Origin of the sequence: Superficieibacter sp. BNK-5 (assembly GCF_047456055.1) — a bacterium.
In the GTDB taxonomy this organism is placed as follows: domain Bacteria; phylum Pseudomonadota; class Gammaproteobacteria; order Enterobacterales; family Enterobacteriaceae; genus Superficieibacter.
In genome coordinates this window covers 2692969-2717701 of sequence record NZ_CP179893.1, presented here as the reverse complement: position 1 = coordinate 2717701, position 24733 = coordinate 2692969, and the positions used below count along the sequence as shown (strand labels likewise).

Annotated in this window: 24 protein-coding genes and 1 other annotated feature; of the genes, 9 read left to right on the top strand and 15 right to left on the bottom strand. The window is 53.6% G+C overall.

Annotation, left to right across the window (positions count from 1 at the left end):
- Positions 1 to 26 precede the first annotated feature (26 nt).
- The 3 genes from ACMGGS_RS13070 (at position 27) to ACMGGS_RS13060 (ending at position 2291) form a co-directional block, all read left to right on the top strand.
- Positions 27 to 821 (top strand): TraB/GumN family protein, encoded by a 795-nt coding sequence (locus ACMGGS_RS13070; RefSeq protein ID WP_414163014.1) that lies wholly within the window; start codon positions 27 to 29, stop codon positions 819 to 821.
- A 194-nt stretch (positions 822 to 1015) separates the two neighbouring features.
- Positions 1016 to 1495, top strand: a complete 480-nt coding sequence (gene ybaK, locus ACMGGS_RS13065; protein WP_414163013.1) for a Cys-tRNA(Pro)/Cys-tRNA(Cys) deacylase YbaK — start codon at positions 1016 to 1018, stop codon at positions 1493 to 1495.
- Between the two features lie 103 nt (positions 1496 to 1598).
- A complete protein-coding gene (locus tag ACMGGS_RS13060; RefSeq protein WP_414163012.1) occupies positions 1599 to 2291 on the top strand; it encodes an RluA family pseudouridine synthase in 693 nt (230 codons plus the stop codon).
- Between the two features lie 30 nt (positions 2292 to 2321).
- Here the strand turns inward: ACMGGS_RS13060 and ACMGGS_RS13055 are convergent, their stop codons facing one another.
- The 4 genes from ACMGGS_RS13055 to ACMGGS_RS13040 all read right to left on the bottom strand — a co-directional run bounded on the left by ACMGGS_RS13055 (position 2322) and on the right by ACMGGS_RS13040 (position 5386).
- On the bottom strand, positions 2322 to 2861 hold the full coding sequence (locus ACMGGS_RS13055; protein ID WP_414163011.1) for a DUF2058 domain-containing protein: 540 nt from the start codon (positions 2859 to 2861) through the stop codon (positions 2322 to 2324).
- 37 nt (positions 2862 to 2898) lie between these two features.
- On the bottom strand, positions 2899 to 3381 hold the full coding sequence (locus tag ACMGGS_RS13050) for a cold-shock protein (RefSeq protein WP_414163010.1): 483 nt from the start codon (positions 3379 to 3381) through the stop codon (positions 2899 to 2901).
- Positions 3382 to 3558: 177 nt separating this feature from the next.
- A complete protein-coding gene (locus tag ACMGGS_RS13045) occupies positions 3559 to 4449 on the bottom strand; it encodes an oxidoreductase (protein ID WP_414163009.1) in 891 nt (296 codons plus the stop codon).
- A gap of 166 nt (positions 4450 to 4615) precedes the next feature.
- Positions 4616 to 5386, bottom strand: coding sequence for an SDR family oxidoreductase (locus ACMGGS_RS13040; protein ID WP_414163008.1), 771 nt, complete (start codon positions 5384 to 5386; stop codon positions 4616 to 4618).
- Positions 5387 to 5480: 94 nt separating this feature from the next.
- Here ACMGGS_RS13040 and ACMGGS_RS13035 point away from each other — a divergent pair, with 94 nt between their 5' ends.
- Positions 5481 to 6380, top strand: a complete 900-nt coding sequence (locus ACMGGS_RS13035) for an AraC family transcriptional regulator (protein WP_414163007.1) — start codon at positions 5481 to 5483, stop codon at positions 6378 to 6380.
- Between the two features lie 32 nt (positions 6381 to 6412).
- Here the strand turns inward: ACMGGS_RS13035 and ACMGGS_RS13030 are convergent, their stop codons facing one another.
- Positions 6413 to 7516: a hypothetical protein gene (locus ACMGGS_RS13030; RefSeq protein WP_414163006.1), complete on the bottom strand. Its 1104-nt coding sequence runs from the start codon at positions 7514 to 7516 to the stop codon at positions 6413 to 6415.
- A gap of 74 nt (positions 7517 to 7590) precedes the next feature.
- On the bottom strand, positions 7591 to 9243 hold the full coding sequence (ushA, locus tag ACMGGS_RS13025; protein ID WP_414163005.1) for a bifunctional UDP-sugar hydrolase/5'-nucleotidase UshA: 1653 nt from the start codon (positions 9241 to 9243) through the stop codon (positions 7591 to 7593).
- Between the two features lie 173 nt (positions 9244 to 9416).
- On the opposite strand from ushA, the gene ACMGGS_RS13020 reads away from it, so the two are divergent.
- A complete protein-coding gene (locus ACMGGS_RS13020; protein ID WP_414163004.1) occupies positions 9417 to 10622 on the top strand; it encodes an MFS transporter in 1206 nt (401 codons plus the stop codon).
- Positions 10623 to 10854: 232 nt separating this feature from the next.
- Positions 10855 to 12531 carry a YbaL family putative K(+) efflux transporter gene (gene ybaL, locus ACMGGS_RS13015; RefSeq protein ID WP_414163003.1) on the top strand — a complete coding sequence of 559 codons (1677 nt, stop codon included), beginning with the start codon at positions 10855 to 10857 and terminating at the stop codon, positions 12529 to 12531.
- Positions 12532 to 12746: 215 nt separating this feature from the next.
- Here the strand turns inward: ybaL and ACMGGS_RS13010 are convergent, their stop codons facing one another.
- The 9 genes from ACMGGS_RS13010 to ACMGGS_RS12970 all read right to left on the bottom strand — a co-directional run bounded on the left by ACMGGS_RS13010 (position 12747) and on the right by ACMGGS_RS12970 (position 22177).
- The gene (locus tag ACMGGS_RS13010) at positions 12747 to 14051 is read right to left on the bottom strand and encodes an inosine/guanosine kinase (RefSeq protein WP_414163002.1); all 1305 of its coding nucleotides are present in this window, start codon (positions 14049 to 14051) and stop codon (positions 12747 to 12749) included.
- Positions 14052 to 14115: 64 nt separating this feature from the next.
- Entirely contained in the window at positions 14116 to 15078 is a 963-nt protein-coding gene (gene hemH / locus ACMGGS_RS13005) for a ferrochelatase (RefSeq protein ID WP_176917470.1), read from the bottom strand.
- A 112-nt stretch (positions 15079 to 15190) separates the two neighbouring features.
- Positions 15191 to 15835, bottom strand: a complete 645-nt coding sequence (gene adk / locus ACMGGS_RS13000) for an adenylate kinase (RefSeq protein WP_194205277.1) — start codon at positions 15833 to 15835, stop codon at positions 15191 to 15193.
- Between the two features lie 277 nt (positions 15836 to 16112).
- The gene (gene htpG / locus ACMGGS_RS12995) at positions 16113 to 17987 is read right to left on the bottom strand and encodes a molecular chaperone HtpG (RefSeq protein ID WP_176917468.1); all 1875 of its coding nucleotides are present in this window, start codon (positions 17985 to 17987) and stop codon (positions 16113 to 16115) included.
- A 110-nt stretch (positions 17988 to 18097) separates the two neighbouring features.
- Positions 18098 to 18703, bottom strand: coding sequence for a recombination mediator RecR (gene recR, locus ACMGGS_RS12990; RefSeq protein ID WP_176917467.1), 606 nt, complete (start codon positions 18701 to 18703; stop codon positions 18098 to 18100).
- Positions 18703 to 19035 carry a YbaB/EbfC family nucleoid-associated protein gene (locus ACMGGS_RS12985; RefSeq protein ID WP_176917575.1) on the bottom strand — a complete coding sequence of 111 codons (333 nt, stop codon included), beginning with the start codon at positions 19033 to 19035 and terminating at the stop codon, positions 18703 to 18705. The genes recR and ACMGGS_RS12985 overlap by 1 nt, the downstream gene beginning before the upstream one ends.
- 47 nt (positions 19036 to 19082) lie before the next feature.
- Positions 19083 to 21008, bottom strand: a complete 1926-nt coding sequence (dnaX, locus tag ACMGGS_RS12980) for a DNA polymerase III subunit gamma/tau (RefSeq protein ID WP_414166268.1) — start codon at positions 21006 to 21008, stop codon at positions 19083 to 19085.
- Positions 19689 to 19753, bottom strand: a sequence feature (DnaX frameshifting element). Its footprint overlaps the gene before it by 65 nt.
- 87 nt (positions 21009 to 21095) lie before the next feature.
- Complete coding sequence (gene apt, locus ACMGGS_RS12975) at positions 21096 to 21647, bottom strand: adenine phosphoribosyltransferase (protein ID WP_414163001.1); 552 nt, start codon at positions 21645 to 21647, stop codon at positions 21096 to 21098.
- A 152-nt stretch (positions 21648 to 21799) separates the two neighbouring features.
- Positions 21800 to 22177, bottom strand: a complete 378-nt coding sequence (locus tag ACMGGS_RS12970) for a DUF454 family protein (protein ID WP_176917465.1) — start codon at positions 22175 to 22177, stop codon at positions 21800 to 21802.
- Between the two features lie 68 nt (positions 22178 to 22245).
- Here ACMGGS_RS12970 and priC point away from each other — a divergent pair, with 68 nt between their 5' ends.
- The 3 genes from priC to ACMGGS_RS12955 all read left to right on the top strand — a co-directional run bounded on the left by priC (position 22246) and on the right by ACMGGS_RS12955 (position 24195).
- Positions 22246 to 22773 carry a primosomal replication protein N'' gene (priC, locus tag ACMGGS_RS12965; RefSeq protein ID WP_414163000.1) on the top strand — a complete coding sequence of 176 codons (528 nt, stop codon included), beginning with the start codon at positions 22246 to 22248 and terminating at the stop codon, positions 22771 to 22773.
- Positions 22774 to 22787: 14 nt separating this feature from the next.
- Positions 22788 to 22964: a pleiotropic regulatory protein RsmS gene (rsmS, locus tag ACMGGS_RS12960; protein WP_414162999.1), complete on the top strand. Its 177-nt coding sequence runs from the start codon at positions 22788 to 22790 to the stop codon at positions 22962 to 22964.
- A gap of 250 nt (positions 22965 to 23214) precedes the next feature.
- Positions 23215 to 24195 (top strand): IS110 family transposase, encoded by a 981-nt coding sequence (locus ACMGGS_RS12955; RefSeq protein ID WP_414162998.1) that lies wholly within the window; start codon positions 23215 to 23217, stop codon positions 24193 to 24195.
- Positions 24196 to 24733: the final 538 nt, after the last annotated feature.

Below are 24733 nucleotides of genomic sequence, written 5' to 3'. Positions count from 1 at the left end.
TAGGCTTTTATGCCAGCGGAGTGCGTATGAGTCTGTTTAATCGTTTAAAAACGTGGTGGCATACGCTGCGCGGCAACGCTTACCCCTGGCCTGCCATTGACATTTCGCTCCCCGGCGGGCGCGAGTTTCATCTGGTTGGCAGCATTCATATGGGGACGCAGAATATGTCCCCGCTTCCCCCGCAACTGCGGCAAAAAATCCAGCAGGCCGATGCGCTGATTGTTGAAGCCAATATCGCTGGCGATGAAACGCCCTTTCACGATCTGCCGGTGTTTCCGCCGCTGGAAGAACGTCTGAGTGAACCGCAGTTAGCTCAACTGAATAATAAGGCCGGGGAACTGGGTCTGTCGCTTTCGCTGTTTAGCACGCAGCCGCTGTGGCAAATTGCCATGGCGCTACAGGCAACGCAGGCACAGCAACTGGGATTGCGGCCGGAATACGGTATCGATCTTCAGCTCATTCAGGCGGCGCAGGCAGAACAGATCCGCATCGTCGAGCTGGAAGGTGCCGCCCGGCAAATTGCCCTGCTCTGCGAGTTGCCCGATAACGGCATGGCACTACTGGACGATACCCTCACCCACTGGCATACCAACGCGCGGCTGTTACAGATGATGATCAGCTGGTGGCTGGAACATCCGCCTGCGGCTCATGACGTTAAGTTGCCAAATACCTTCAGTGAAGGGTTGTATGATGTATTGATGCATCAGCGCAACCGCGCCTGGCGCGATGTGCTCTGCGCATTACCCGCGGGACGCTATGTGGTGGCGGTGGGCGCGTTGCATCTGTATGGTGAAGGTAGCCTGGCGGAGATCATGCGATAAAAAAGTGGCCAATATTGCTATTGGCCCGTCAAAGAGGAATTTCATCTTTATTATTATGCCAGAGCGAACTCTGGTTGATGAATTGTCGCTCAAAGCATCGTTACTGCCAATACTAATAAGCAAGATTATACTATTTTTTCCTGCGGCTTCAGGCGTAAGCTTGAAGCATTGTTGGCTTGCAGGTAAGGATTATCATGACGCCCGCCGTTAAGTTACTTGAGAAACAAAAGATTTCTTTCCAGATCCATACTTACGATCACGATCCCAGCGAAACCAATTTTGGTGATGAAGTGGTGCGCAAGCTCGGTCTGAATGCGGAACAGGTTTATAAAACCTTGCTGGTCGCCGTCAACGGCGAGGCCAAAAACCTGGCGGTGGCGGTGACGCCGGTGGCGACCCAGCTGGACCTGAAGAAAGTGGCAAAGGCACTGGGCGCGAAGAAAGTTGAGATGGCCGATCCGCAGCTTGCACAGCGCACCACCGGATATCTGGTTGGCGGTATCAGCCCCCTGGGGCAGAAAAAACGGCTGCCGACGCTGATTGACGCTCCCGCCCAGCAATTTGCCACCATCTTTGTTTCCGGCGGCAAGCGCGGGTTAGATATTGAACTGGCGGCTAACGATCTGGCGAAGACGCTTGGTGCCACATTCGCTGATATTGCACGGCGCGAGTAATCCTGAGGTTACGGGAGAGAACGTTTATTGTGGATCGGTGACCATTCGCCAGCCCGCTGAAAATTGGTTATGATCCGCTTCCACTTTCCCGCCGGGCAGCCTGATGTCGACTATTTTTGATACCTTTATTGCCCCGCCGTGCCATGAAGAGATAGAGATCCTCTATCAGGACGAGCACCTGGTGCTGATCAATAAACCCACCGGGCTGCTCAGTCTGTCGGGAAAAAATCCGCAAAATCTCGACTCGGTGCATCACCGGCTGGTACAGCTATTCCCCGGCTGCACGCTGGTTCACCGCCTTGATTTCGGGACGTCCGGACTGATGGTGGTTGCCCGCACTAAGGCGATCAATGCCGCCCTCTGCCAGCAGTTCAGTCAGCGCGCTGTTACCAAAGGATACAGCGCCCTGCTTTGCGGGCATCTGCAGGACGATGAAGGGGTGATAGACGCAGCAATTGCCAAAGATCCGGCGCGGTTTCCGCTGATGTCGATTTGTTCACGCCACGGTAAGCCTGCTCGCTCGCGTTATCGGGTCATCGAGCGCTTTTATCATCATCAGGGAGGCAGAATGCCAGTAACGCGAGTTCAGCTTACGCCGGTGACGGGTCGTACCCACCAGCTACGTATTCACTGTCAGCTGCTGGGCCACCCTATTCTGGGATGCGATCTGTACGGGGGTCGCCTGCTGCCGGGCACCGAACTGACGCCGCGCCTGATGCTGCATGCCAGCGAATTGCATTTTGTTCATCCCGTCAGCAATGCTGCGATCAAAATGCATAACACCTCGCCGTTCTGACAGCGGCTGATGCGTAACAGCTATGGTCTGTTACCACATCAAATCGTCGGGCACTTTAAAGTCGGCATACGGATCGTCTTCGTCCTGCTCTTCCTGACTCAGCACACTGTTTAATACAATGCTGCTCGCATCCCGCTGTGCGATTTTATCGGCTACGCTGGCAGGAATAATAGCGTATTCATACTCATTTTTGTTATCGACTACCAAACGTGCAATGGCGAGACGACCATTTATCAGTTGCGCCTGAGTTGGCTTATCCACAGCGACCTTTTTGATGAGGTTATTATCCGTGAAATTAAAATCAATATCGCCTCTTGCAATACTAATGCGGTTCATTTCAATAAGCTGCTTCACCTGGGCTTTATATTCTTTAGCGATGGCAGCCTGTTTTTGTTGTTCACTTAGCTGCTTATCGCGCTCAAGCTGCGCTTTTTTATTTTCTTCCACCGCCTCTTTTGCTTCGCGAGCCTGAACCCGCGATTTTTTAGCCGTTCTTTGCACTTTAGCCATTTTTTTACTGGTCACTAAGCCAGCTTTTAGCATCTGCTCTTGTAAAGTAAGTTTTGTCATTGTCGTTTCTAATCCGGTCAAAAGTGTGGGGTTAATCTCAAACCTTAAGCAGTTTCACCGTGGCATCGATATCAATCTCATCTTCCGAGAAAATTAACGTCGTTCCCTGGAAAGTGGTGATCGCCAGTTTTTTCAGCGTGCGCATTTCGCCAGGTTTTGCGGCTGATTTGGGTCTGATACTTCCCATCAGGACGCCTACGGACAGTACCGCGTTTTCTTTATCGATGCGGGTCTCGGCAGGCACTTCCTCACTGTAGACCAGGTAAGACTTGATCGAGGTAAGCTTAAGGCGTTCGCCCGCGATGTAGATGTATTTGCTTTCCGGTACGACTTTCACCGCATACGCCGATAATCCTTTGTTATTGGTTGTGGGTTCGAAAGTGACCGCGGCATCTTTCTTAATCAGATCAGGGTTGGCGACCTTAATCACATGAAAATAGCGGTTATCACCGTTTTCATCTTTGATAAAACCAAAACCTTTATCTTTAAACCATGTTGTGATCGTTCCGTTCATCGCCATTACCGCCTGATTAATCGTTTATCTGCCCTATTTTTGCAGCGCGCAGTGTAAAGCACAATGCCTGCGCAGACTATGCTTTGGGTTAAGTCTGGACGATAAATTTCCGCAGTGCGAGCAGATCGGGCACGCGAAGGCGTGAAAGCGGTTCGATTTCAATCACGCCTGCCATTCACAACATCAGCCAGGCCCTTCGCTCCCTGCCGCCAGCAGCGGTACCAGCACATCGCTAATCGGTGTTGGGATCCCCTGCGATCGTCCATAACGTTGTATCACGCCGTTACGGATATCCCACTCCAGTGGGAGATTAGCCTGGCGGTCAGCAAGGATCGACGTGCCTAAATCTGCCGGGGCACGATGAAAACCGTCAACGATTTCCTGGGGTACGGAATCGTTTAATACCGCTCCTTGCGCACGCGCCACCGTCAGACATTCACGCAGATAGCGCAGAGCCAGCGCAGTGATATCCTCGCGGGCAAACATCCCGGCGCGGCGATTAGCAAGCACCATCAGGCCAGCGACCGCATTCTGCAACAGTTTGCGCCAGGCGATAGAGATAAAATCCGCTTCCCGTTCCACGGTACAGCGTGTGCCATTGAGCGCATCAGCGACGCGTCTGGCCTGCGGGACATCCGGTAGCGTCAGGCGCGGTTTCGCCCGTAGCCAGACCGATGCATCCGCCTCGCGCTGTGCCGGGAACCACACAACCGAAGGCAGCACCGTTGCGCCGTTGACATAAGGTTCCAGCAGGTCTTTCTGCTCAACCCCATTTTGCAACGCACAGACGACGGTATTTTCATCGCATAGCGTGGCCAGCCAGGCGGCACTGTCTGCAATCTGAGTGGTTTTTACCGCGACAAACAGCAGATCGACCGGGTGATGAATAGTCGCCGGATCGCTTAATACCGGACCTGGCACCACAATTTCACCCTCATCGTGACGCAGAATTAACTGTGGATGCGCAGTGCGCCCGCAAAGCACCGGCGTGCGATCAACCTCATGCAGTACGGCAGCAATCGTCGTTCCGATAGCCCCCGGACCGAGTAGAGCGATCTCAGGATGGTCAGACATCGTATTTTCTCCTGGCTGGAATAATCTTCAGTAGGCCAGTTGCAATCATCGTGTACGCGAGCACTTTCCTCAACGTTATTATTTCACCCAACAGAGAAAATTCACCGACGAGGGGAAATATCCCCTCGTCGATTTTCGCCACTATTAACGCTCTTATTCCGTGTCATTAATAAGAGAAGGGGGAGTGATGCTGTGCTTCTTTTAGCCAGATGTCGGCATCCTCACCCGCAGCAGTGTAAAGCGGAGCGTTTTGATTATTCGCAACTGCAAAAATGGCATTGGCGACATCATTAGCGTAAGTCACTGGCGAGTCGGTCTCCCCAGCCATCTGAATAAACGCCTTCACCATGGTTCCATAAGCGGGATCGTCAATCCCGCCAAAATAGGCTCGTGCATTTTCTCCAAACTTCGTTTCTGGTGAACGCCCCGGTAATACGATATGGACGCGAATACCAAAAGGACTGACTTCCATTGATAATGACTCGCTCCATGCATTCAGAGCGGCTTTACTTGCGCGATAAAGCCCAATCAACGGCAGTGCCCGGGTTGTCACTGATGAAGAGACATTAATGATCGTCCCTGATTTTTTTTCTCTCATCGCTGGCAGAAACGCCTGAGTTAATGACAATGTCCCTAAGACATTCGTATTCATTAATTGCTGCGCTGTGGCTAACGGCGTGAGTTCAACCGGGACAGGTGCACCAAAGGCAGCATTGTTCACCAGCACATCAATCGCCCCCGTCGCATTCACCACATTATCGATACTCTCAGCAGAAGTAATATCCAGCGGTAAAATGGTCAGTTTGTCGCTATCAGGTAATAGTGTCGGGTCAGGCGTTCTCATCGTTGCAATCACCTCCCACCCTTTTTCTAAAAAAAGTTTGGCGGTGGCGAGTCCAAAACCTGATGAGCATCCGGTAATAAGCACAGTAGACATATTTAATTCTCTTTGTTGGCAGGAGCAGTGATCATAGCCGCTACCATCAGGACAATATATAATCAAAAATCCAGATAAATTTAGAGATCGTCCAATGTCAGATCCGTTGACCGATATCGTTGCATTACTCAATCCCAAACCTTCGCATTCAAAACTTGTTGAAGGGGCCGGGCAGTGGCGTGTTGCTCGGGAATCGGGCGGAGAAGCATTTTACTGCGCGGTGTTAGAAGGTGAATGCCTGATTAATGTTAACGGGCAAGGTCCAAAATTACTCGTTGCTGGTGACTTTATTCTGATACCCGCGGCGTATTCTTTTGTTAACACCAACGCGGGAGCCTCCCGTCCGGTTGAAATTACACCGCCGAAAATTATTAGCAAAGGACACGTGAGGATCGGCTCCATCACCGGGCCGGCTAATTTTGTTATGAATGTCGGCCACTGTGAATTCGACACGCCGGACAAACAACTTATCGTCTCTTTATTACCAAACGAAATTCTTATTAAAGGACAACGTCGTTTCGTCACGCTCCTTGAATTGCTTTTAGAGGAAAGCCGGGCCAGCCGACCAGGGCGTGAAGTCGTCTTGATGCGTCTTTTACAACTGCTGTTGGTTGAGTCGTTACGTAGTAATCATGAACTGTCGAAAACGGCAGGTATCTTACAAGGATTACAACACGAAAAGATCGCCATCGCCCTGCATCTTATTCATGAAAATCCCGGTTTTGCCTGGCAAACAGCACAGCTCGCCAGTCATTCCGCGCTGTCTCGCTCCTCTTTTTTTGCTACGTTCAATGAGACCGTCGGCATGCCTCCAATGCAATATCTCCTCTTCTGGCGAATGTCCTTAGCCAAAAAAGCACTGCTGAGCAGCAACGATAAAATCGAACAGATTGCATTCAAAACGGGATACCAGTCAGCCAGTGCATTCAACGTGGCATTCAATAAATACGTTGGCGTTCCACCGGGTGTGTTTAGACGCCAGAAGCTGACTTAAGAGGGCAACCTGAACCAGGGTACCTTTTCAGATTAAAAGTTACCGATCCTGACTTTATTAACCGTATTTGCATTTACTAGTTTAACGTGTTTGCCGTCTTTATCGATTTGGCAGCTAAAATATATACCACCAGCGAAACTAATCGACCAGCCTTTAACCTTCTCTCTTTTACCTGTGATTTTTAATACACCTACTTTTGCATGATTAGCAACGTTTAGTATACCCATCCACTTCATGCTTTTTCTATCGGTATGGTCACTGTATAACTCCAGTATTTCTCTTTCATGACTAAACGAAAGATTGGAAAATAGCAGGCAAAACTTCAGCCTGAACTTTCTGTCTTTAAGCGAAAATTCACAATCGTTATAGGAAATAGCTTGCCAAATCCCACGACTCGCTTTGTGCGCGAAATTTTTTTCTTGATTTAAATATTTTACTTCGATACCAAACGGTGCAGGCTCGAAACCCTGTTCAATCAGATGCGCCCGGGGGTACAAAACATAATCAATTCTGACCCTTACGCCCTCAGTAGCATGAATACCGGTAACTTCCTGATAAACATAAAAATCATTCTTCATAAAGTCAAACATCCATGCTTTAAGCTCTGTTTCTGATGAAAAAAGAGACGGTGATTTTTCGTCATTCTCTCGTTTTTCTTTTTTAATTCTTCTCTCTTGCTGAGACAAGGCAAACAGTGTTTTATCTAATGTGAAGGATTCCATAAACGCATCCAGATGCGCAGATAATTTTTGAAAGGCTTCGCGATATTTTTGCTCTTGCTCTATATACAGGGGATCGGTTCCCCCATTTAAACTTGAAAGCAACTGAATTTTTTCCCGTGAAAGCTGGGATAATTTTCTATTGCGTATTGTTAATTCACTATTGTATTTTTCTTCAATAGCAGGATCAAATGTGCGTGGAGTCTGTCCGTGGAGTTCATCTAAAGCATCGATTGCTTTAAGGGCACCTCCTTTCTGTCTGCCACACTGATTGCACTGGCGAACATAGTGCTCCCCCCCACCAAAATGCCGAATTTTTACTTCCAGATAACGCCCACACTGGCATGGCTCATACCTGAGAAGAGCCATTTGCCTGTCAATTTCATCTATTCTTGAAATACTAAAATCCGTGCTCATCAGTGATGCCACCCAAATCTACACGCGGTCCGGCGCCCACCCTCGTTCACCGGACCGGTCTCAGCAATACAGTCTTATTCCCAGCTCACTTCGCCTTTCGGCTCATACGCATTCGCATCCAGCGGGGAGTTCTGCTGGATAAACTGCTTCAGCACTTCAGCGTCAATAAAGCCGGTATTTACGTAACCGGGTTTATCGTCAAGACGCGGATAACCGTCGCCGCCCGTGGCGTTAAAGCTTAATGTCGCTATGCGATATTTTTTCGCCGGATCGACCGCTTCGCCTTTAATTTTCAGATCGTTCAGTTTGCCCTCTTTAGCGGTAAAACTGACGTTGGCAAATTGCGGATACGCGCCGGAGTCCGGTTTCATCTGCGCGACGGCGGTCAGATAGTCGATCACTTCTTGCCCGCTCAGATCGGCATACACCACCACGTTGCCAAACGGCTGTACCTTAAGCACATTTTTATAGGTGATATCGCCACCTTCAATGGAGTCGCGAATACCGCCACCGCTCATCACTGCCAAATCCGCATTAGTACGCGCCATTTGCGCCGCGAGGATCAAATGTCCCAGATTGGTTTGCACAAAACGCACCTTACTGCGGTCGCCTTCCAGCCTGCCGTTCACGTTACCTATTTTGACGTCCAGTTGCGCTTTACCTTTGTTCTGGAACGGGGTCAGCATGGAAAGTACCTGTGGGTTCTCGGCAATTTCTGGCGTGTAGAGCACGCGCTCGCTCTCGCCGTTATCCCAGGTGACTTTTTTCTTCAGGTTAACCGGGATGAGCTGATAGTTGACCAGTTTCATCTCACCGTTGCGGAATTCAAAATCCGCACGCCCGACGTACTTACCCCACTCGTGTGCCTGCACGATCCAGATGCCGTTCTGACGATCTGGCGCACACGGCGTTCCCGGCACGTAATCAACCTGTTTTTTATTCTCAGAGGCCATGCAGACCGGATCCTGAGAGTGTCCGCCGACAATCATCGCCAGCGATCCGGCAGGCAGGCTACGCGCCATTTCGACATCACCCGGCGCATTGGAACCGTGCTCGCCGTTATCATAATGGCCCATATGGGTGGCGGCGATAATAAAGTCCGGCTTTTCGGTCTCATTCAATTCCTGAATCACCAGCTTTGCTTCATCTGCCGGTTTACGAAATTCAATGTCGGTAAAATATTCCGGATTACCTATTTTCGCCGTATCGTCGGTAGTTAATCCAATCACGGCAATTTTCAGATCCTGACGCTTGAACAGCGCCCACGGCTTGAACAACCGCTCGCCGGTGCTTTTTTGATAAATATTGGCAGAGAGGAACGGAAATTTTGCCCACTTCTCCTGCTGGCGCAGGACGCTCAGCGGGTTATCAAATTCGTGGTTGCCGACCGCCATCGCATCATAACCAATCAGGTTCATGCCGCGAAAATCCGGCTCGGCATCCTGAAGATCGGATTCCGGCACGCCAGTGTTGATATCGCCACCGGAAAGCAGCAGGACGCTGCCACCTTCTGCGGCCACCTCTTTACGAATGCCATCCACCAGCGTTTTTTGCGCTGCCAGGCCGTATTCACCGTATTCGCTGCGCCAGAAGTGACCATGATGATCGTTGGTATGAAGGATGGTGATTTTATACGTTTTATCTTTCTCATACGCCTGAGCTGACAGGCTCGCGAGGGTACAGGCTGTCAGCACTGCCAGCGCGATGCCCCGTTTTAAAAACATCATATTTCTCTCCCTGACTCAATGTGTAGTGGCGAAATTACCGCGTAATCAAATAGTAGACAACTTTGTTTGCAGAATGCGACTTCCTTCAGTGCTTTCAGACAGGTATCTTAGCGGCATAATAATTTCTAACCTGCTTTTTTCCCTGCATCGTAAAACCATTAAAAGTGAAATTTATGGCAATCAGTGAAACCCGCAACACCGTTCCGCCGCCAAAAGCACGTACTGCGTTTGGTATCCTTGGCGCCATCAGCCTTTCCCATTTATTAAACGACATGATCCAGTCGTTGATACTGGCCATTTATCCGCTTCTGCAATCTGAGTTCTCGCTCACGTTCGTGCAGATCGGCTTAATTACCCTGACCTTCCAGCTCGCTTCGTCGTTGTTTCAGCCGATAGTGGGCTACTGGACCGACAAACATCCGATGCCCTGGTCGTTGCCGATCGGCATGTGCTTTACGTTAAGCGGTCTGGTGCTGCTGGCGCTGGCAGGAAGTTTTGGTACGGTTCTGCTGGCGGCAGCGCTGGTAGGCACGGGTTCGTCGGTATTTCACCCGGAATCGTCCCGTGTTGCGCGTATGGCCTCGGGCGGGCGTCATGGGCTGGCGCAGTCCATTTTCCAGGTGGGCGGCAACTTCGGCAGTTCACTGGGGCCATTGCTGGCAGCGGTGATTATCGCGCCTTATGGCAAAGGAAACGTGGCATGGTTTGTACTGGCCGCGCTGCTGGCGATCGTTGTCCTGGCGCAGGTCAGCCGCTGGTATGCCGCGCAGCATCGGGTGAACAAGGGCAAAACATCTGCGCCGGTGAGGAGTCCGTTACCGCGTAATAAAGTGATCCTGGCCGTCAGCGTGCTGCTGATCCTGATTTTCTCAAAATATTTCTATATGGCGAGTATCAGCAGCTATTACACCTTTTATCTGATGCATAAGTTCGATCTTTCGGTGCAAAACGCCCAGTTGCATTTGTTTGCGTTTTTGTTCGCTGTTGCAGCGGGAACGGTAATTGGCGGACCTGTCGGCGATAAAATTGGTCGCAAATATGTGATTTGGGGTTCTATCCTTGGCGTGGCGCCGTTTACCCTGCTTTTGCCCTACGCCACTCTCTACTGGACCGGCATTTTAACCGTGATTATCGGTTTTATCCTTGCCTCTGCCTTTTCGGCCATCCTGGTGTATGCCCAGGAGTTATTGCCGGGACGTATCGGGATGGTCTCTGGCCTGTTCTTTGGCTTTGCTTTTGGCATGGGCGGGCTTGGGGCAGCCGTGCTGGGGCTGCTCGCCGATCATCACGGTATTGATTTGGTTTATAAAATCTGTGCTTTCCTGCCACTTCTGGGGATCCTCACCATATTCCTGCCTGATAACCGGCATAAGGCGTAGTTTCCAGCGGCCAAAAGCGTTTTTTGGCCGCTGCTTTCCCGCGTAGTTACTGCTCTTTCCCGTACTTATCCCGCTCATTTTTCCGTTCTGTGCTTTTTTTGCGGCAAATCCCAATTTTCATCAAAATTCAACAATAATTCATCAACATGATGATTAATTTTGTCATAAACTATTACTCGGGTTTTTGGTTTTCTGCCAAAAATGGATCCACACCTACGCGAAAGGAGACGGAATGCATCACGCCACCCCGCTTATCACCACCATTGTCGGCGGCCTTGTGCTCGCTTTTATCCTTGGCATGCTTGCCAATAAACTGCGTATTTCTCCACTGGTGGGATATTTGTTAGCGGGCGTTCTGGCCGGACCGTTTACGCCAGGCTTTGTGGCTGATACCAAACTGGCTCCTGAGCTGGCGGAGCTGGGCGTGATCCTGCTGATGTTTGGCGTCGGACTGCATTTCTCTTTGAAGGATTTGATGGCGGTAAAGTCTATCGCCATTCCCGGTGCGATTGCGCAGATAGCGGTCGCCACGCTACTGGGAATGGGGCTTGCCGCACTGATGGACTGGTCGCTGATGACCGGTATCGTTTTTGGTCTGTGTCTTTCTACCGCCAGTACGGTGGTGCTGCTACGCGCGCTTGAAGAGCGACAGCTTATTGATAGTCAGCGCGGGCAAATCGCTATTGGCTGGCTGATTGTCGAAGATCTGGTGATGGTATTAACGCTGGTTCTGCTGCCAGCGGTGGCCGGAATGCTTGAAAAAGGCAACGTCGGTCTGGCGTCGCTGTCGCTGGATATGGGCATCACCATCGGCAAAGTGGTCGCGTTCATCGCGATTATGATGGTGGTAGGCCGCCGCCTGGTGCCGTGGATTATGGCCCGCAGCGCAGCCACCGGTTCACGCGAACTTTTTACCCTCTCCGTTCTGGCACTGGCGCTGGGCATTGCTTTTGGCGCTGTGGAACTGTTTGACGTCTCCTTTGCGCTGGGCGCGTTCTTCGCCGGGATGGTGTTAAACGAATCTGAACTGAGCCATCGGGCGGCGCACGATACCCTGCCGCTGCGTGACGCGTTTGCAGTGCTGTTCTTTGTCTCGGTGGGGATGCTGTTTGATCCGATGATCCTACTTGAACAGCCGCTGGCGGTGCTGGGCACGCTGGCGATTATTATTTTTGGTAAGTCGGTGGCGGCGCTCCTGCTGGTACGCATGTTCGGACACTCACAGCGTACCGCGCTCACTATCGCCACCAGTCTGGCGCAGATTGGTGAATTTGCGTTTATCCTTGCCGGACTGGGGATGGCACTCAACCTGCTGCCGCAGGCAGGACAAAATCTGGTGCTGGCGGGCGCGATGCTGTCGATTATGCTTAACCCGGTGCTGTTTGTCCTCCTTGAGCGTTATCTTGATAAAACCGAAACGCTGGAAGAACAGACGCTGGAAGAAGTGACTGAAGAGGAAAAGCAAATTCCGGTCGATATCTGCAATCATGCCCTGCTGGTCGGTTACGGTCGTGTTGGCAGTCTGCTGGGTGAAAAACTGATGGCCCAGGGCATTCCGCTGGTGGTGGTGGAAACGTCGCGTACCCGCGTGGATGAACTGCGCGAGCGCGGCATCCGCGCGGTGCTGGGGAATGCCGCTAATGAAGAGATCCTTAACCTGGCGCATCTGGACTGCGCCCGCTGGCTGCTGCTCACCATTCCAAACGGTTATGAAGCGGGTGAAATCGTGACGACCGCACGTGAGAAGTGCCCGACAATCGAGATTATTGCCCGTGCGCATTATGATGATGAAGTGGATTACATCACCGAGCGCGGGGCCAATCAAGTGGTGATGGGCGAACGGGAAATTGCGAATACGATGATGACGCTGCTGACTAAACCGCCAATGGAAGAGGCGGTGACGGGTTAAGCGGAATTAACTCAAGGCAGCGGCTATGCCGCGTTTCATGCCGGGTGGCCCTGCGCTTACCCGGCCTACAAAACCACAAAAGCACAAAACCACAAAACCAATAATATCAAGCTATTGCAGGCAATCAGAACCACGCCGTTGCACTCACCGTAGGCCCGCGCAAGCGCAGCGCCGCCGGGCAGGTTTATGCAACCCGCCCCCCCTGAATCGCTGTCTTATCGCTCCCAGTACGACTCTTCCAGACTATCCTCCCGCTCCGGCAGGCCGCGCGTCAGGCGTGGGGAGTGCTGGTTGAGGACCTGATAACTCACGCGGTTAGCGTATTTACAGACCTGCGCCAGCGAGGAATAGGTCAGCCAGGTGTATTTATGCTTGCTGGAGTTCGGCACGTTATTACGGTGATAATTATTGGCGGTGATATCGTGCAGCAGTGCGGCCAGCGCGCCGTCCCCTGCCCCGTTGGTGTTCATGATTTTCTCCGGACCACCCATATACGGGGCGATATGCGAGAAAATGCGCAGCGGGTGAATACAATCCTTATGGCGCATCGCCCGGCTGAATTCGTACTGGTTAAATTCGGCAATCGCCCCCGGCAGCAGCGGATGCTGGGTTTTGCGTTTGGCTTCATCTTCGGTAAAACCTGCCATATACAGACCAACCGGACCAGCGGTACACAGCACTAAATCAACCCAGTCCAGCGCCTTATCTGAGGCCAGTAGCGGATCGCTGAGACCAGTCAGCGCCTCGGCCTCTTCTTCGTTCATAGCAAGGATCGAGACGTGCTCTTTAAGGAACGCTTGCCACCACTCCGGGTTATCGGCAATCACAAATTTGGTGCCCAGCGTCAGCACCACCGGAACGTTATGTTTTTTGGCGTATTCGATGGCTTTCATGGTTGCTTCAGGCATCGGCTCGCCTGGCTTGCAGCGCACCAGATAGGAGGTCAGCACCAGTGCGGACGCGCCGGCAATCACCGATTCCGGTACGCTGTCGGCGCGGAACTGGTTCATATGACCGGGGCTAATGGCAAAGGTACGCTCGCCGCTGTCGCTAATCAGGGTGAAGCAGCGGCCAATCGGCCCATCAACGCCCTGCAGATAGTTGAGGTCGGTGCGGCTGGAGGTATTGCACAGATAGCGGTAAGCATAGCCGCCGATCTCAATATTGCTGCACATCACGCCCAGCAGTACCGAACGGTCATCGGCCAGCACCGAATAGTTGTGCATGGTGTTGCCAATCGTCCCGCCGGCAAACTGGTGGGTAATCAGGTTGTCACGCATCAGCTCCTGATAAACTGCCTCGGCGACCTCATCGTCAATCACCAGTGAATGCCCGGCACTAAGGCCGTAACGGGTCACAAACGCATCGTCGACTTTGGCTTCGATATCCACCAGCGTCTGATCAATACCGACAATCCACGAGGTACCGGTTTCGCTTTCCGGCTGAATTTGTTGCAGGAGAGGATCGCGCGCATTGACGGGGAAATAGTGTTTGGACTTGCGTTTACCGGGAAATTTCATGAACGGGGTTCTGATGGCAGTTAACAGGCGGAGAATAGTAGCATATTCCCCGCCTGCGGCGCGATTAACGATAAGGGCGAGTGATCTCGTCCATCATCAGAATATGGTCTGCTGAATCATTGAGTGCCGGAATATATTCATATTTTTCCCCGCCCGCTTCGAGGAAAAACTCACGGTTCTGCACCGCAATTTCCTCCAGCGTCTCAAGACAGTCAGCCGCAAAGCCGGGGCAGATCACCTGAATATGCTTAACGCCCTTCTCACCCAGCATTTTCAGCGTTTCATCCGTATACGGCGTCAGCCAGGGTTCACGTCCGAAGCGGGATTGAAAGGTCATCATCACTTTTTCCGGCGGCAGCTCCAGCGCGGAGACCAGCTCGCGAGTGGTATCGCGACAGCGCTGCGGATAGTCATCCCCTTCATTAGCATAACGCTGGGGAATGCCGTGATAGGAGAGCAACAGCAAGTCTGGTTCACCATGGGTAGCAAAAGAGGCGCGCACGCTGTTCGCCAGCGCCTGAATGTAGGCCGAATCATCAGCATAGTCGCGGATCAGGGTGATGCCGGGCACGCGACGGTTTTTCGCCAGCAGACGTCCCAGTTCATCCCACACCGCCGCCACCGTTGAGCAGGAGTATTGCGGATAGAGTGGCAGCACCACGATATGATCGACATCACTGGCGAGCAATTCATCAACGGCGCTGGCAAGTGAAGGCTTGCCATAGCTCATTCCCAGCGCAACAGGGACGTCGGGCAGATGTTCAGCCAGCGCGCGCTGCTGCCGACGGCTGTAAACCATCAGCGGGGAGCCTTCTTCCATCCATACCGACTGGTAAAGTTTCGCTACCCGCGGCGAACGAATGGGCAGGATAACCCCGCGCAGCAGCGGCCACCACAGAATGCGAGGCGTATCGACCACGCGTTTATCGCTCAAAAATTGTCGCAAATAGCGTTGAACCGCACCGGCGGTCGGTGCATCGGGAGTGCCGAGGTTAGCCAGCAGGATACCAGTTTTCGTCTGACGCATTACCGCCTCTTATCCATTAAAACGGCTGATAATTGTAGCTGAAAAGCGCGGGCGAGGAACTAATCGCTGTGAAAGGTGAGACTCACCCGGCGTGAACCGGGTGAGAAATACGTTAGCCGAGAATTTTTTCCAGTTCAGCGCGCACCTCGCTGACGGCTTTGGTGCCGTCAACTTTCGCGTATTGGGTATTACCCGCCTGCGCTTCTTTCTGGTAGTAGCCGATCAGCGGCGCGGTCATCTGATGGTATTCCACCAGGCGTTTACGCACGGTTTCTTCCTGATCGTCTTTACGGGTGGTCAACTCTTCGCCGGTGACGTCATCTTTACCTTCAACCTTCGGCGGGTTGAATTTGATGTGGTATACGCGGCCTGATGCGGCATGGACGCGACGGCCAATGATACGATCGACGATCAGCTCGTCCGGTACGTCGAATTCCAGTACGTAGTCCACCGCGATACCGGCATCTTTCATGGCGTCAGCCTGCGGAATAGTGCGCGGGAAGCCGTCGAGCAGAAAACCGTTGCGGCAGTCTTCCTGAGAAATACGCTCTTTGACCAGCGCGATCACCAGTTCGTCCGTCACCAGCTTACCCGCGTCCATGATGTCCTTCGCCTGTTTACCCAGCTCGCTGCCGGATTTTACGGCGGCGCGCAGCATGTCACCGGTGGAGATTTGCGGAATGCCATATTTCTCCATGATGAACTGTGCCTGAGTTCCTTTACCTGCGCCCGGAGCGCCAAGCAGAATGATACGCATTACGAAAATCCCCTCAAAGGTTGTCATTTTTAAACAAAGCGCTAAACGATACCACCATCACGCTATTGTCTCAAGGAAGGGGCCGGGGCTGAAACGGTTAATAGGAAAGAATAAAGAGAAAAGTAGCGGTATGGAGCCGGAATGCCCGGTGGCGCTGTGCTTACCGGGCCTACGAATGGCAGGCTAATGCGCCAGTAAAACCGTAAACCAGACCATCACATTACGAAGTCGTAGGCCCGGTAAGGCGAAGCCGCCACCGGGCATCACAACGCTACTATCAGGAAACCAGAAGCTGGTTCATGCGGCGGATAAACTGGTTAGGATCTTCCAGCGTACCGCGCTCGGCGAACAGCGCCTGATCGAGCAGCAGTTCAACCCACTCTTTAAACTGCTCTTCATCCTGGGTATCCGCGGTGCGTTTCACCAGCACGTGATCCGGGTTCAGTTCAAAGATGTATTTCACTTCCGGCACTGCCTGACCCGCTGCGGCAAACAGTTTCGCCATCTGGGTGCTCATTTCGTCGTTGTCGGTGGTGACAATCGCTGGCGTATCGGTCAGACGATGCGTCAAACGCACCTCTTTCACACGCTCTCCCAGCAGGGTTTTTACACGCTCAACAAACGGCGTCAGCGCTTTTTCCGCTTCTTTCGTGCTTTCGTCAACGTCATCCGCCAGTTTATCCAGCGATTCGTCAGCTTTTGAAATGGACTGGAACGACTTACCGTCGAACTCGGTCAGGTAGTTCATCATCCACTCATCGATACGATCGGAAAGCAGCAGCACTTCGATGCCTTTCTTACGCAGCAGTTCCAGATGCGGGCTGCTCTTCGCGGCCGCATAGCTGTCGGCGGTGATATAGTAGATCTTCTCCTGGCCCTCTTTCATGCGGGAGACATAATCCGCCAGCGCCACGGTCTGCTCGGAAGAGTCGTTATGCGTGGAGGCAAAACGCAGCAGTTTAGCAATCGCTTCCTGGTTGGCCGTATCTTCCGCCGGGCCTTCTTTCAGCACCAGGCCGAACTGTTTCCAGAAGGTCTGGTATTTTTCTGCATCGTCCTTCGCCAGTTTTTCCAGCATTTGCAGAACGCGTTTGCTCAGCGCGCTGCGCAGGTTACGGGTGACGGTGCTGTCCTGCAAAATCTCACGGGAAACGTTGAGCGGCAGGTCGCTGGAGTCTATCAGACCACGCACGAAGCGCAGGTAGTTCGGCATAAACTGCTCGGCGTCATCCATAATAAAGACGCGCTGAACGTACAGTTTCAGGCCGTGCTTATGATCGCGATTCCACATATCCCACGGTGCCTGCGACGGAATGTACAGCAGGCTGGTGTACTCCTGCTTCCCTTCCACGCGGTTGTGGCTCCAGGTCAGCGGATCGGTAAAGTCATGGGCAATGTGTTTGTAAAACTCGGTGTATTCTTCGTCTTTTATTTCCGCGCGGTTACGGGTCCACAGCGCCTGCGCTTTGTTGATTTTTTCCCAGGAAACGATGGTTTCGCCGTCTTTTTCTTCCTGTTTCTCAATCTCGACCGGCAGCGCGATATGATCGGAATATTTGCTGATGATCGAGCGCACACGCCAGTCGTCGAGGAACTCGTCTTCCCCTTCGCGCAGATGCAGGGTGATTTCGGTGCCGCGATCGTCTTTCGTGATATCGCCAACGGTATATTCGCCTTCGCCAGCAGATTCCCAGAACACGCCGTTCTCAGCGCTGTCGCCCGCCGCGCGGGTACGCACGGTGACTTTATCCGCCACGATAAACGCCGAGTAGAAGCCAACGCCGAACTGGCCGATTAGCTGGCTGTCTTTCGCCTGGTCGGACCCCATTGATTCGAGGAAAGATTTAGTCCCTGATTTGGCGATGGTACCCAGATGATCAACCACATCGTCACGGTTCATCCCCACGCCGTTATCGGCAATGGTCAGGGTACGCTGTTCTTTATCGAACGAGACGCGAACGCGCAGTTCACCGTCGCCTTCATACAGATCCGGGTTAGACAGCGCGCGAAAACGCAGCTTGTCCGCCGCATCCGACGCGTTCGAGATAAGCTCACGCAGGAAGATCTCTTTATTGGAGTAGAGAGAGTGGATCATCAGGTGCAGAAGCTGTTTTACTTCTGACTGAAAGCCGCGAGTTTCTTGTCCTTTCATCGTGTTCAACCTCAACAATACCGTTTATCAGGTAAAAAAAGTGATGAGGGTGAGATGGGGTTACGGCAGGAAAATTTCAAGCGGGAGCAAAAATTTCTGCTCCCGTTTGGTTAAAAACGAATCTTGTGGCGACCGGCGAGGGAGTGTGACAGCGTGGTGCCATCGACCATTTCCAGCTCGCCGCCCACCGGCACGCCGTGGGCAATGCGGCTGGCTTCCACGCCGTACTGCGCGCAGAGTTCAGCGATATAGTTAGCCGTCGCCTCCCCTTCCACCGTGGGGTTGGTGGCGAGGATCACTTCCTTCAGCGTTTCCGTCTCCAGCCGCTGTTCCAGCCGGTCGAGACCGATATCCTGCGGGCCGATACCGTCCAGCGGCGACAGGTGCCCCATCAGCACAAAATAGCGCCCGGAAAACTGGCCGGTCTGTTCAATGGCATAGATGTCCGCCGGACTCTCTACCACACAGATTTGACCGTTTTCCTGACGGCGCGGGTTCGCACAGATGTTACAGACTTCCTGCTCGGTGAAGGTCCGGCAATCCGCGCAGTGACCGATTTCTGACATCGCCTTCGTCAGCGACTGCGCCAGACGCATTCCGCCGCTGCGATCCCGCTGCAATAGCGTAAACGCCATGCGCTGCGCCGACTTCGGGCCGACGCCCGGCAGACAGCGCAGGGCTTCCATCAACTGAGTTAACAGCGGACTGGTTTGCATCAGAACGGCATCTTGAAGCCAGGCGGCAGTTGCATGCCAGAGGAAACGGAAGCCATTTTCTCTTTCTGGGTTTCTTCAATACGACGAGCAGCGTCGTTAAATGCCGCCGCGACCAGATCTTCCAGCATCTCTTTGTCGTCTTCCAGCAGGCTCGGATCGATTTCCACGCGGCGGCAGTTATGCGCACCGTTGATGGTCACTTTCACCAGACCGGCACCGGATTCACCAGTGACTTCCAGCTGAGCGATTTCTTCCTGCATTTTCTGCATTTTGTCTTGCATCTGCTGGGCCTGTTTCATCAGATTACCCAGACCGCCTTTACCACCAAACATAGGCTTCTCTCTCATTAACGGTTGACGATCCTGCGCATAGCGTAAGATCAAATGGGGCGGATACTCTCTTCATCCAGATCCGCATCGAAGAAACGACGCAGCGTCTGGATGTTGTTATCCGCAATAATTGCCTCGCGCGCCTGCGCGAGTTTTTCTTCGTAAATCGCCTGACGCCACTCCAGCGGCGTGCGAATTGCCGGATTATCATCTTCAATGATAGTCAGTTCAACCGACTTACCATATAACGTGCTCATCGCCTCAGTCAGTTTCTGCTGCGCGCCGGAGGAATTTAAATGGCGCTGGGCAGGACGCAGATGCAGGCAAATGGCATCGCCGTTCTGCTCTTTCCAGGCGTTAAGCGCCACCTGTTCGACCAGTTTCGGCAGTTGCAGCTGTTTGACCTCTGCCGCCCACGGGTCTCGCACCATCGCTTCTTCCGCCAGTTTCTCGGCCAGCTCTGGCGTTTTCTCGTGCTCCAGCGCTTTTTTTAACGCTTTTGGCGTGGCGATGATGTCTTTAGCCGTCTCGCTTACCGGCGTCGTCGCTTTCCAGCGGTAGGCTTCTTTTTTCGCCGGAGCCGCTTCCTGAGTCGCTTGCGCCGGACGCGTCTGCAACCGTTCGGAAACGGAAGCCAGTCTTTCCAGCGCAGCGTTGTTCACCGGCCGCGCGCGGGAAGCGGCTGCCGGTTCACTCTTTTTTGGTTTGGTTGCTCCCTGAGCGCGTTGCAGCTGGCTGCGGGCCGCCAGCACGTTGCTGGTAGCCTCATTTTGCACAACCGGCGCAGGCGCAGGCGAGGACTGTTGCGGCACCTGCGTTGGCGTCAGCACCGCCGTCGGCGCAACTGGTGCAAACGACTGCTGGACACCTTCCGGTTCCGGCAGCGGCATCTGCGGATGAAACGCCAGGGCACGCAGGAGCGTCATCTCAACGCCCATCCGCCGGTCAGGTGCATAAGGAAGTTCTTTGCGACCCATTAATAAGGTCTGGTAATAAAGCTGGATATCGGTCGGCGGCACGGTGCGGGCTAATTCACGCATCCGCTGTTCAATGGCTGCCATATCCGCTCCCAGCGCCGAAGGCGAAAGCTGAACCATCGCAATGCGATGTAGCAGGCTTTGCATTTCAACCAGCAGGGCTTCCCACTCAATTCCGCGTAGCGCAGCCTCATTGACCAGCGTCATCACGCTCTCGCCGTTCGCCGCGACCAGCGCTTCGATTAGCGACAGCGCCTGATCGTCGTCAAGCGTCCCCAGCATCGTGCTGACAGCAGCGGCGGTAAGCTGCCCGTCTCCGCTGGCAATCGCCTGATCGGTCAGGCTGAGCGCATCGCGCAGGCTGCCGTCCGCGGCACGCGACAGGAGCTGAAGCGCACGCGGTTCGTGGACAATCTTTTCTTCATCAAGAATGTGCTCAAGCTGATGGCCGATCTGCTCAACGTCAAGCGCCTTAAGGTGAAATTGCAGGCAGCGCGACAGGATAGTCACCGGCAGCTTCTGCGGATCGGTGGTCGCCAGCAGGAATTTCACGTGCGACGGCGGCTCTTCCAGCGTTTTCAACAGGGCGTTGAAGCTGTGGCGCGACAGCATGTGCACTTCATCGATCAGGTAGACCTTGAAGCGACCGCGTGCAGGCGCGTACTGGACGTTATCCAGCAGGTCGCGGGTGTCTTCGACTTTGGTGCGTGAGGCGGCATCGATTTCAATTAAATCGACGAAGCGCCCCTGCTCAATTTCGCGGCAGTTATCACACACGCCGCACGGCGTGGCGGTGATACCGGTTTCGCAGTTAAGCCCCTTCGCCAGCAAACGGGCGATAGAGGTTTTACCGACGCCCCGGGTGCCGGAAAAAAGGTATGCGTGATGAATACGCCCTAACGATAAGCCGTTTGCCAGGGCGGTCAGCACGTGTTCCTGGCCGACGACGTCAGCAAAGGTTTGTGGACGCCATTTGCGGGCTAAGACCTGATAACTCATTGGCTGGCTCTGACGCTGGAAGGTGGATTCATGAAGGGGTAATGCTATCACAACCTCACCCATTGAGCGAGGTTGTGCATCAGGGGATTAATGCCCCGGGAAGGAGACCAGGCTGTAGCTGGTAATACCCTGTTTTTCCAGACGTTGCTCGCCGCCCAGATCGAACAGGTTAATGATAAATGCCGCATCAGTAACGTTGCCACCCAGGCGGCGGATCAGCTTAACCGTGGCTTCGATGGTGCCGCCGGTAGCGAGGAGATCGTCGACCACCAGCACGTTGTCGCCCGGCTGGATCGCATCAACGTGGATTTCCAGTTGATCGGTACCGTATTCCAGCTCATAGCTTTCAGCGATGGTTTCACGCGGCAGTTTACGCGGCTTACGCACCGGTACAAAACCGACGTTCAGACCCAGCGCAACCGGTGCACCGAACAGGAAACCGCGCGCTTCAGTCCCAACGACTTTGGTGATCCCGGCGTTTTTATAACGCTCAACCAGCAATTCAATACTGAGCGCATACGCTTTGGGGTCTTCCATCAAGCTGGTGACATCACGGAAAAGGATGCCAGGCTTTGGATAATCCTGGATACTTTTAATGCTGTTTTTCAGAAATTCAAGCTGCTGTGCAGTTGCGGTCATAGATATATGCCTGATTGATACGGTGTTACTCACCGCGCAGCCGAAAGAGATCAAAAGAAACATTTGTTTAACCTTTGACCAGGCGCGCGCGTGCTCGAAAACGGTCGAATTTACTGGCTGTGCCGGACAATTGCAACAGCGATTATTGCCCTTCAGTGCTTTTGTTGTTTTGCATCAACCACCGGGATCCGCCACATAAAAATCAGCAGGCAGCTTAAAATCACCAGCAGCAGGATGCGCACCCATAGCATCTTCACCAGCCACAGTGAGAGCGCGAAGGTCAGCAGGATCATAATAATCGCCCGCGGTTTCGCCCCCGGCGGCATCGCACGATACGTTTGCCAGTGGCGCAAATAGCCGCCAAACCACGAGCGGTACACAAGCCAGTGGTGAAAGCGTGGCGAAGAGCGCGCAAAGCACCAGGCCGCGAGTAAAATAAATGGCGTGGTCGGCAACAGCGGCAAAAACACGCCGAGCGTACCGAGGACTACCGCCAGCCAGCCAATGATGAGTAGAATAGTGCGTCGCATAGTACGAATCGTTACGTAACTGAACGGCTAATGTAACATAGCTGTTGTAATTTACAGGAGAGAATGCGGTGAAAACCACCCGGCTACTGCATATTCTGCATCAACAGCTCGAAGAACTCCGCACCCGCGTTGCGCCGCTGGCGCACTATGCCACGCTGAGCGCCCGCTTCGATCGTCATCTGTTCAAAACCCGCAGCACCTTATTACAGGCTTGTGTTGATGAAGCGCAGGCGCACTATGATGAACTGTGCCAGGCGGTTGAGCGGCGACAGCTCCCGCAGGTCGCCTGGCTGGCGGAGCATCTGAGTGCACAGATTGAGGCCATTACGCGGGAAACCGCAAGCTGGACGCTACGCGGCTGGGATAACGGCGCTGCCGGTATTACAAAATGGCAGCGTAAGCGACTCCAGCACCAGGAGTTTGAACGCCGTCTGATTGAGATGAAGGCGCAGCGCGTTCAGCAGCATGCACAGGCGACGTCCCTCACCGATCAGCAGCGTCTGGCACGCGAGATTGACGCGTTTACCGGCCGGATAGAACGCTGCCACCGCGCGCTGGCCGATATCGAAGGTGTGCTGGCACGTCTGACCCGCTAATTACAGGAGAGAGAATGTCACTGGAAAACGCCCCTGACGACGTAAAACTGGCCGTCGATTTAATTATGCTGCTGGAAGAACACGCGATAGCGCCGGAAACGGTGTTAAAGGCGCTGGCGATTGTGCAGCGCGACTTTGAAAATAAATTAACGTCCCTGAAGGAGGGCCACAAGTCATCGCGTAACGAGTAAAACAGCGCCTGCGCCCTGCCTCATCATGCCGGGTGGCGACTTCGCCTTACCCGGCCTTGTATTATCCTTTCTGAGCAGAGAGAGCCGGCCAGTTCTCACTGCCATGCAGTCCGCATGCCGGACCCGGCCTCAGGCTCAAAGCCTGTTTTGTAGATCTATGCAGCGGACTGCCCTTCTCCACAGGTGACAAACCGGACAGTATCATGGACCGGTTTTCCCGGTAATCCGCATTCACAAGGTTGGTCTCACTATGGAACAGGAACTGCATTTTATTGGTATCGATGTCTCTAAAGCGAAGCTGGATGTTGATGTGCTGCGGCCCGATGGCCGTCACCGCAGTAAAAAGTTTGCCAACACCCCGAAGGGCCACGATGAGCTGGTCCGCTGGCTGAACAGCCATCAGGCTGCGCCTGCACATATCTGTATGGAAGCCACCAGTACGTACATGGAAGACGCCGCCGCGCATCTCAGCGATGCGGGGTTCACGGTATCGATCATCAATCCCGCCCGCGGTAAAGCCTTCGCACAGAGCGAGGGACTGCGCAGCAAAACGGACGCCGTCGACGCCCGGATGCTGGCAGAGTTCTGCCGCCAGAAGCGGCCTGCTGCATGGCAGGCGCCTCATCCGGTTGAACGGGCGCTGCGGGCACTGGTGCTGCGCCATCAGTCGCTGACGGACATGCACACCCAGGAGCTTAACCGGCTGGAGACAGCGCGGGACGTTCAGATGCCGAGTATTGACGCGCATCTTCTGTGGCTTGATGCCGAACTGAAACGTCTTGAAAAACAGATAAAGGACCTGACGGATGATGACCCGGATATGAAGCACCGCAGGAAGCTGCTGGAAAGTATCCCGGGTATCGGGGAAAAGACGTCAGCGGTGCTGCTGGCGTACATCGGTCTGGAAAACCGGTTCGGCGGAGCGAGACAGTTCGCGGCCTTCGCGGGACTGACGCCCCGCCATCATGAATCAGGGAGCAGCGTGCGCGGCGCAGGGCGGATGAGTAAGGCGGGCCATGTGTCGCTTCGCAGGGCGCTGTACATGCCGGCGATGGTGGCAGTAAGCAAAACGACCTGGGGGCGGGCGTTCCGTGACCGTCTGGCAGCTAACGGCAAACGGGGAAAAGTCATCATCGGGGCGATGATGCGTAAACTGGCGCAGGTGGCATACGGTGTGCTGAAATCGGGCGAGTCGTTCGACGCGTCCAGGCATGTACCGGTAGCGGCTTAACCGGGTCGTGAAAGGAAAAAACAGCGCCTGACGGCGCTGTGGTTGTCATGCCTGTAATCCGGGAAACCGGAAGATAAAAAAAACTTGCGGGCTATAACAGTATCTACAAAATTCTAAAATATCAATAATTTGCACGAATATGTAGGCCTGTTAAGCGCAGCGCCATCAGGCATTGGGTGGTATGGCGCTAATCGCTCAGCGCCGCCGGGCATTACCAGTAAATCGGCCGTCAACGTTTAACGCGGCGCCGGCGTCGGATCGTCGCCCTGTACCTCACGCTTCACTTCCAGAAAATGTAGGCCTGATAAGCGCAGCGCCATCAGGCATTGGGTGGTATGGCGCTAACCTGTGCGCGGTGTAATGCCGGGTGGCGGCTTCGCCTTACCCGGCCTTGTATTATCCTTTCTGAGCAGAGAGAGCCGGCCAGTTCTCCCTGCCATGCAGTCCGCATGCCGGACCCGGCCTCAGGCTCAAAGCCTGTTTTGTAGATCTATGCAGCGGACTGCCCTTCTCCACAGGTGACAAACCGGACAGTATC

Coding starts and splice junctions, on each gene's coding strand:
- ACMGGS_RS13070 (WP_414163014.1), top strand. CDS start 27: ATGAGTCTGTTTAATCGTTTAAAAACGTGGTGGCATACGCTGCGCGGC.
- ybaK (WP_414163013.1), top strand. CDS start 1,016: ATGACGCCCGCCGTTAAGTTACTTGAGAAACAAAAGATTTCTTTCCAG.
- ACMGGS_RS13060 (WP_414163012.1), top strand. CDS start 1,599: ATGTCGACTATTTTTGATACCTTTATTGCCCCGCCGTGCCATGAAGAG.
- ACMGGS_RS13055 (WP_414163011.1), bottom strand. CDS start 2,861: ATGACAAAACTTACTTTACAAGAGCAGATGCTAAAAGCTGGCTTAGTG.
- ACMGGS_RS13050 (WP_414163010.1), bottom strand. CDS start 3,381: ATGGCGATGAACGGAACGATCACAACATGGTTTAAAGATAAAGGTTTT.
- ACMGGS_RS13045 (WP_414163009.1), bottom strand. CDS start 4,449: ATGTCTGACCATCCTGAGATCGCTCTACTCGGTCCGGGGGCTATCGGA.
- ACMGGS_RS13040 (WP_414163008.1), bottom strand. CDS start 5,386: ATGTCTACTGTGCTTATTACCGGATGCTCATCAGGTTTTGGACTCGCC.
- ACMGGS_RS13035 (WP_414163007.1), top strand. CDS start 5,481: ATGTCAGATCCGTTGACCGATATCGTTGCATTACTCAATCCCAAACCT.
- ACMGGS_RS13030 (WP_414163006.1), bottom strand. CDS start 7,516: ATGAGCACGGATTTTAGTATTTCAAGAATAGATGAAATTGACAGGCAA.
- ushA (WP_414163005.1), bottom strand. CDS start 9,243: ATGATGTTTTTAAAACGGGGCATCGCGCTGGCAGTGCTGACAGCCTGT.
- ACMGGS_RS13020 (WP_414163004.1), top strand. CDS start 9,417: ATGGCAATCAGTGAAACCCGCAACACCGTTCCGCCGCCAAAAGCACGT.
- ybaL (WP_414163003.1), top strand. CDS start 10,855: ATGCATCACGCCACCCCGCTTATCACCACCATTGTCGGCGGCCTTGTG.
- ACMGGS_RS13010 (WP_414163002.1), bottom strand. CDS start 14,051: ATGAAATTTCCCGGTAAACGCAAGTCCAAACACTATTTCCCCGTCAAT.
- hemH (WP_176917470.1), bottom strand. CDS start 15,078: ATGCGTCAGACGAAAACTGGTATCCTGCTGGCTAACCTCGGCACTCCC.
- adk (WP_194205277.1), bottom strand. CDS start 15,835: ATGCGTATCATTCTGCTTGGCGCTCCGGGCGCAGGTAAAGGAACTCAG.
- htpG (WP_176917468.1), bottom strand. CDS start 17,987: ATGAAAGGACAAGAAACTCGCGGCTTTCAGTCAGAAGTAAAACAGCTT.
- recR (WP_176917467.1), bottom strand. CDS start 18,703: ATGCAAACCAGTCCGCTGTTAACTCAGTTGATGGAAGCCCTGCGCTGT.
- ACMGGS_RS12985 (WP_176917575.1), bottom strand. CDS start 19,035: ATGTTTGGTGGTAAAGGCGGTCTGGGTAATCTGATGAAACAGGCCCAG.
- dnaX (WP_414166268.1), bottom strand. CDS start 21,008: ATGAGTTATCAGGTCTTAGCCCGCAAATGGCGTCCACAAACCTTTGCT.
- apt (WP_414163001.1), bottom strand. CDS start 21,647: ATGACCGCAACTGCACAGCAGCTTGAATTTCTGAAAAACAGCATTAAA.
- ACMGGS_RS12970 (WP_176917465.1), bottom strand. CDS start 22,177: ATGCGACGCACTATTCTACTCATCATTGGCTGGCTGGCGGTAGTCCTC.
- rsmS (WP_414162999.1), top strand. CDS start 22,788: ATGTCACTGGAAAACGCCCCTGACGACGTAAAACTGGCCGTCGATTTA.
- ACMGGS_RS12955 (WP_414162998.1), top strand. CDS start 23,215: ATGGAACAGGAACTGCATTTTATTGGTATCGATGTCTCTAAAGCGAAG.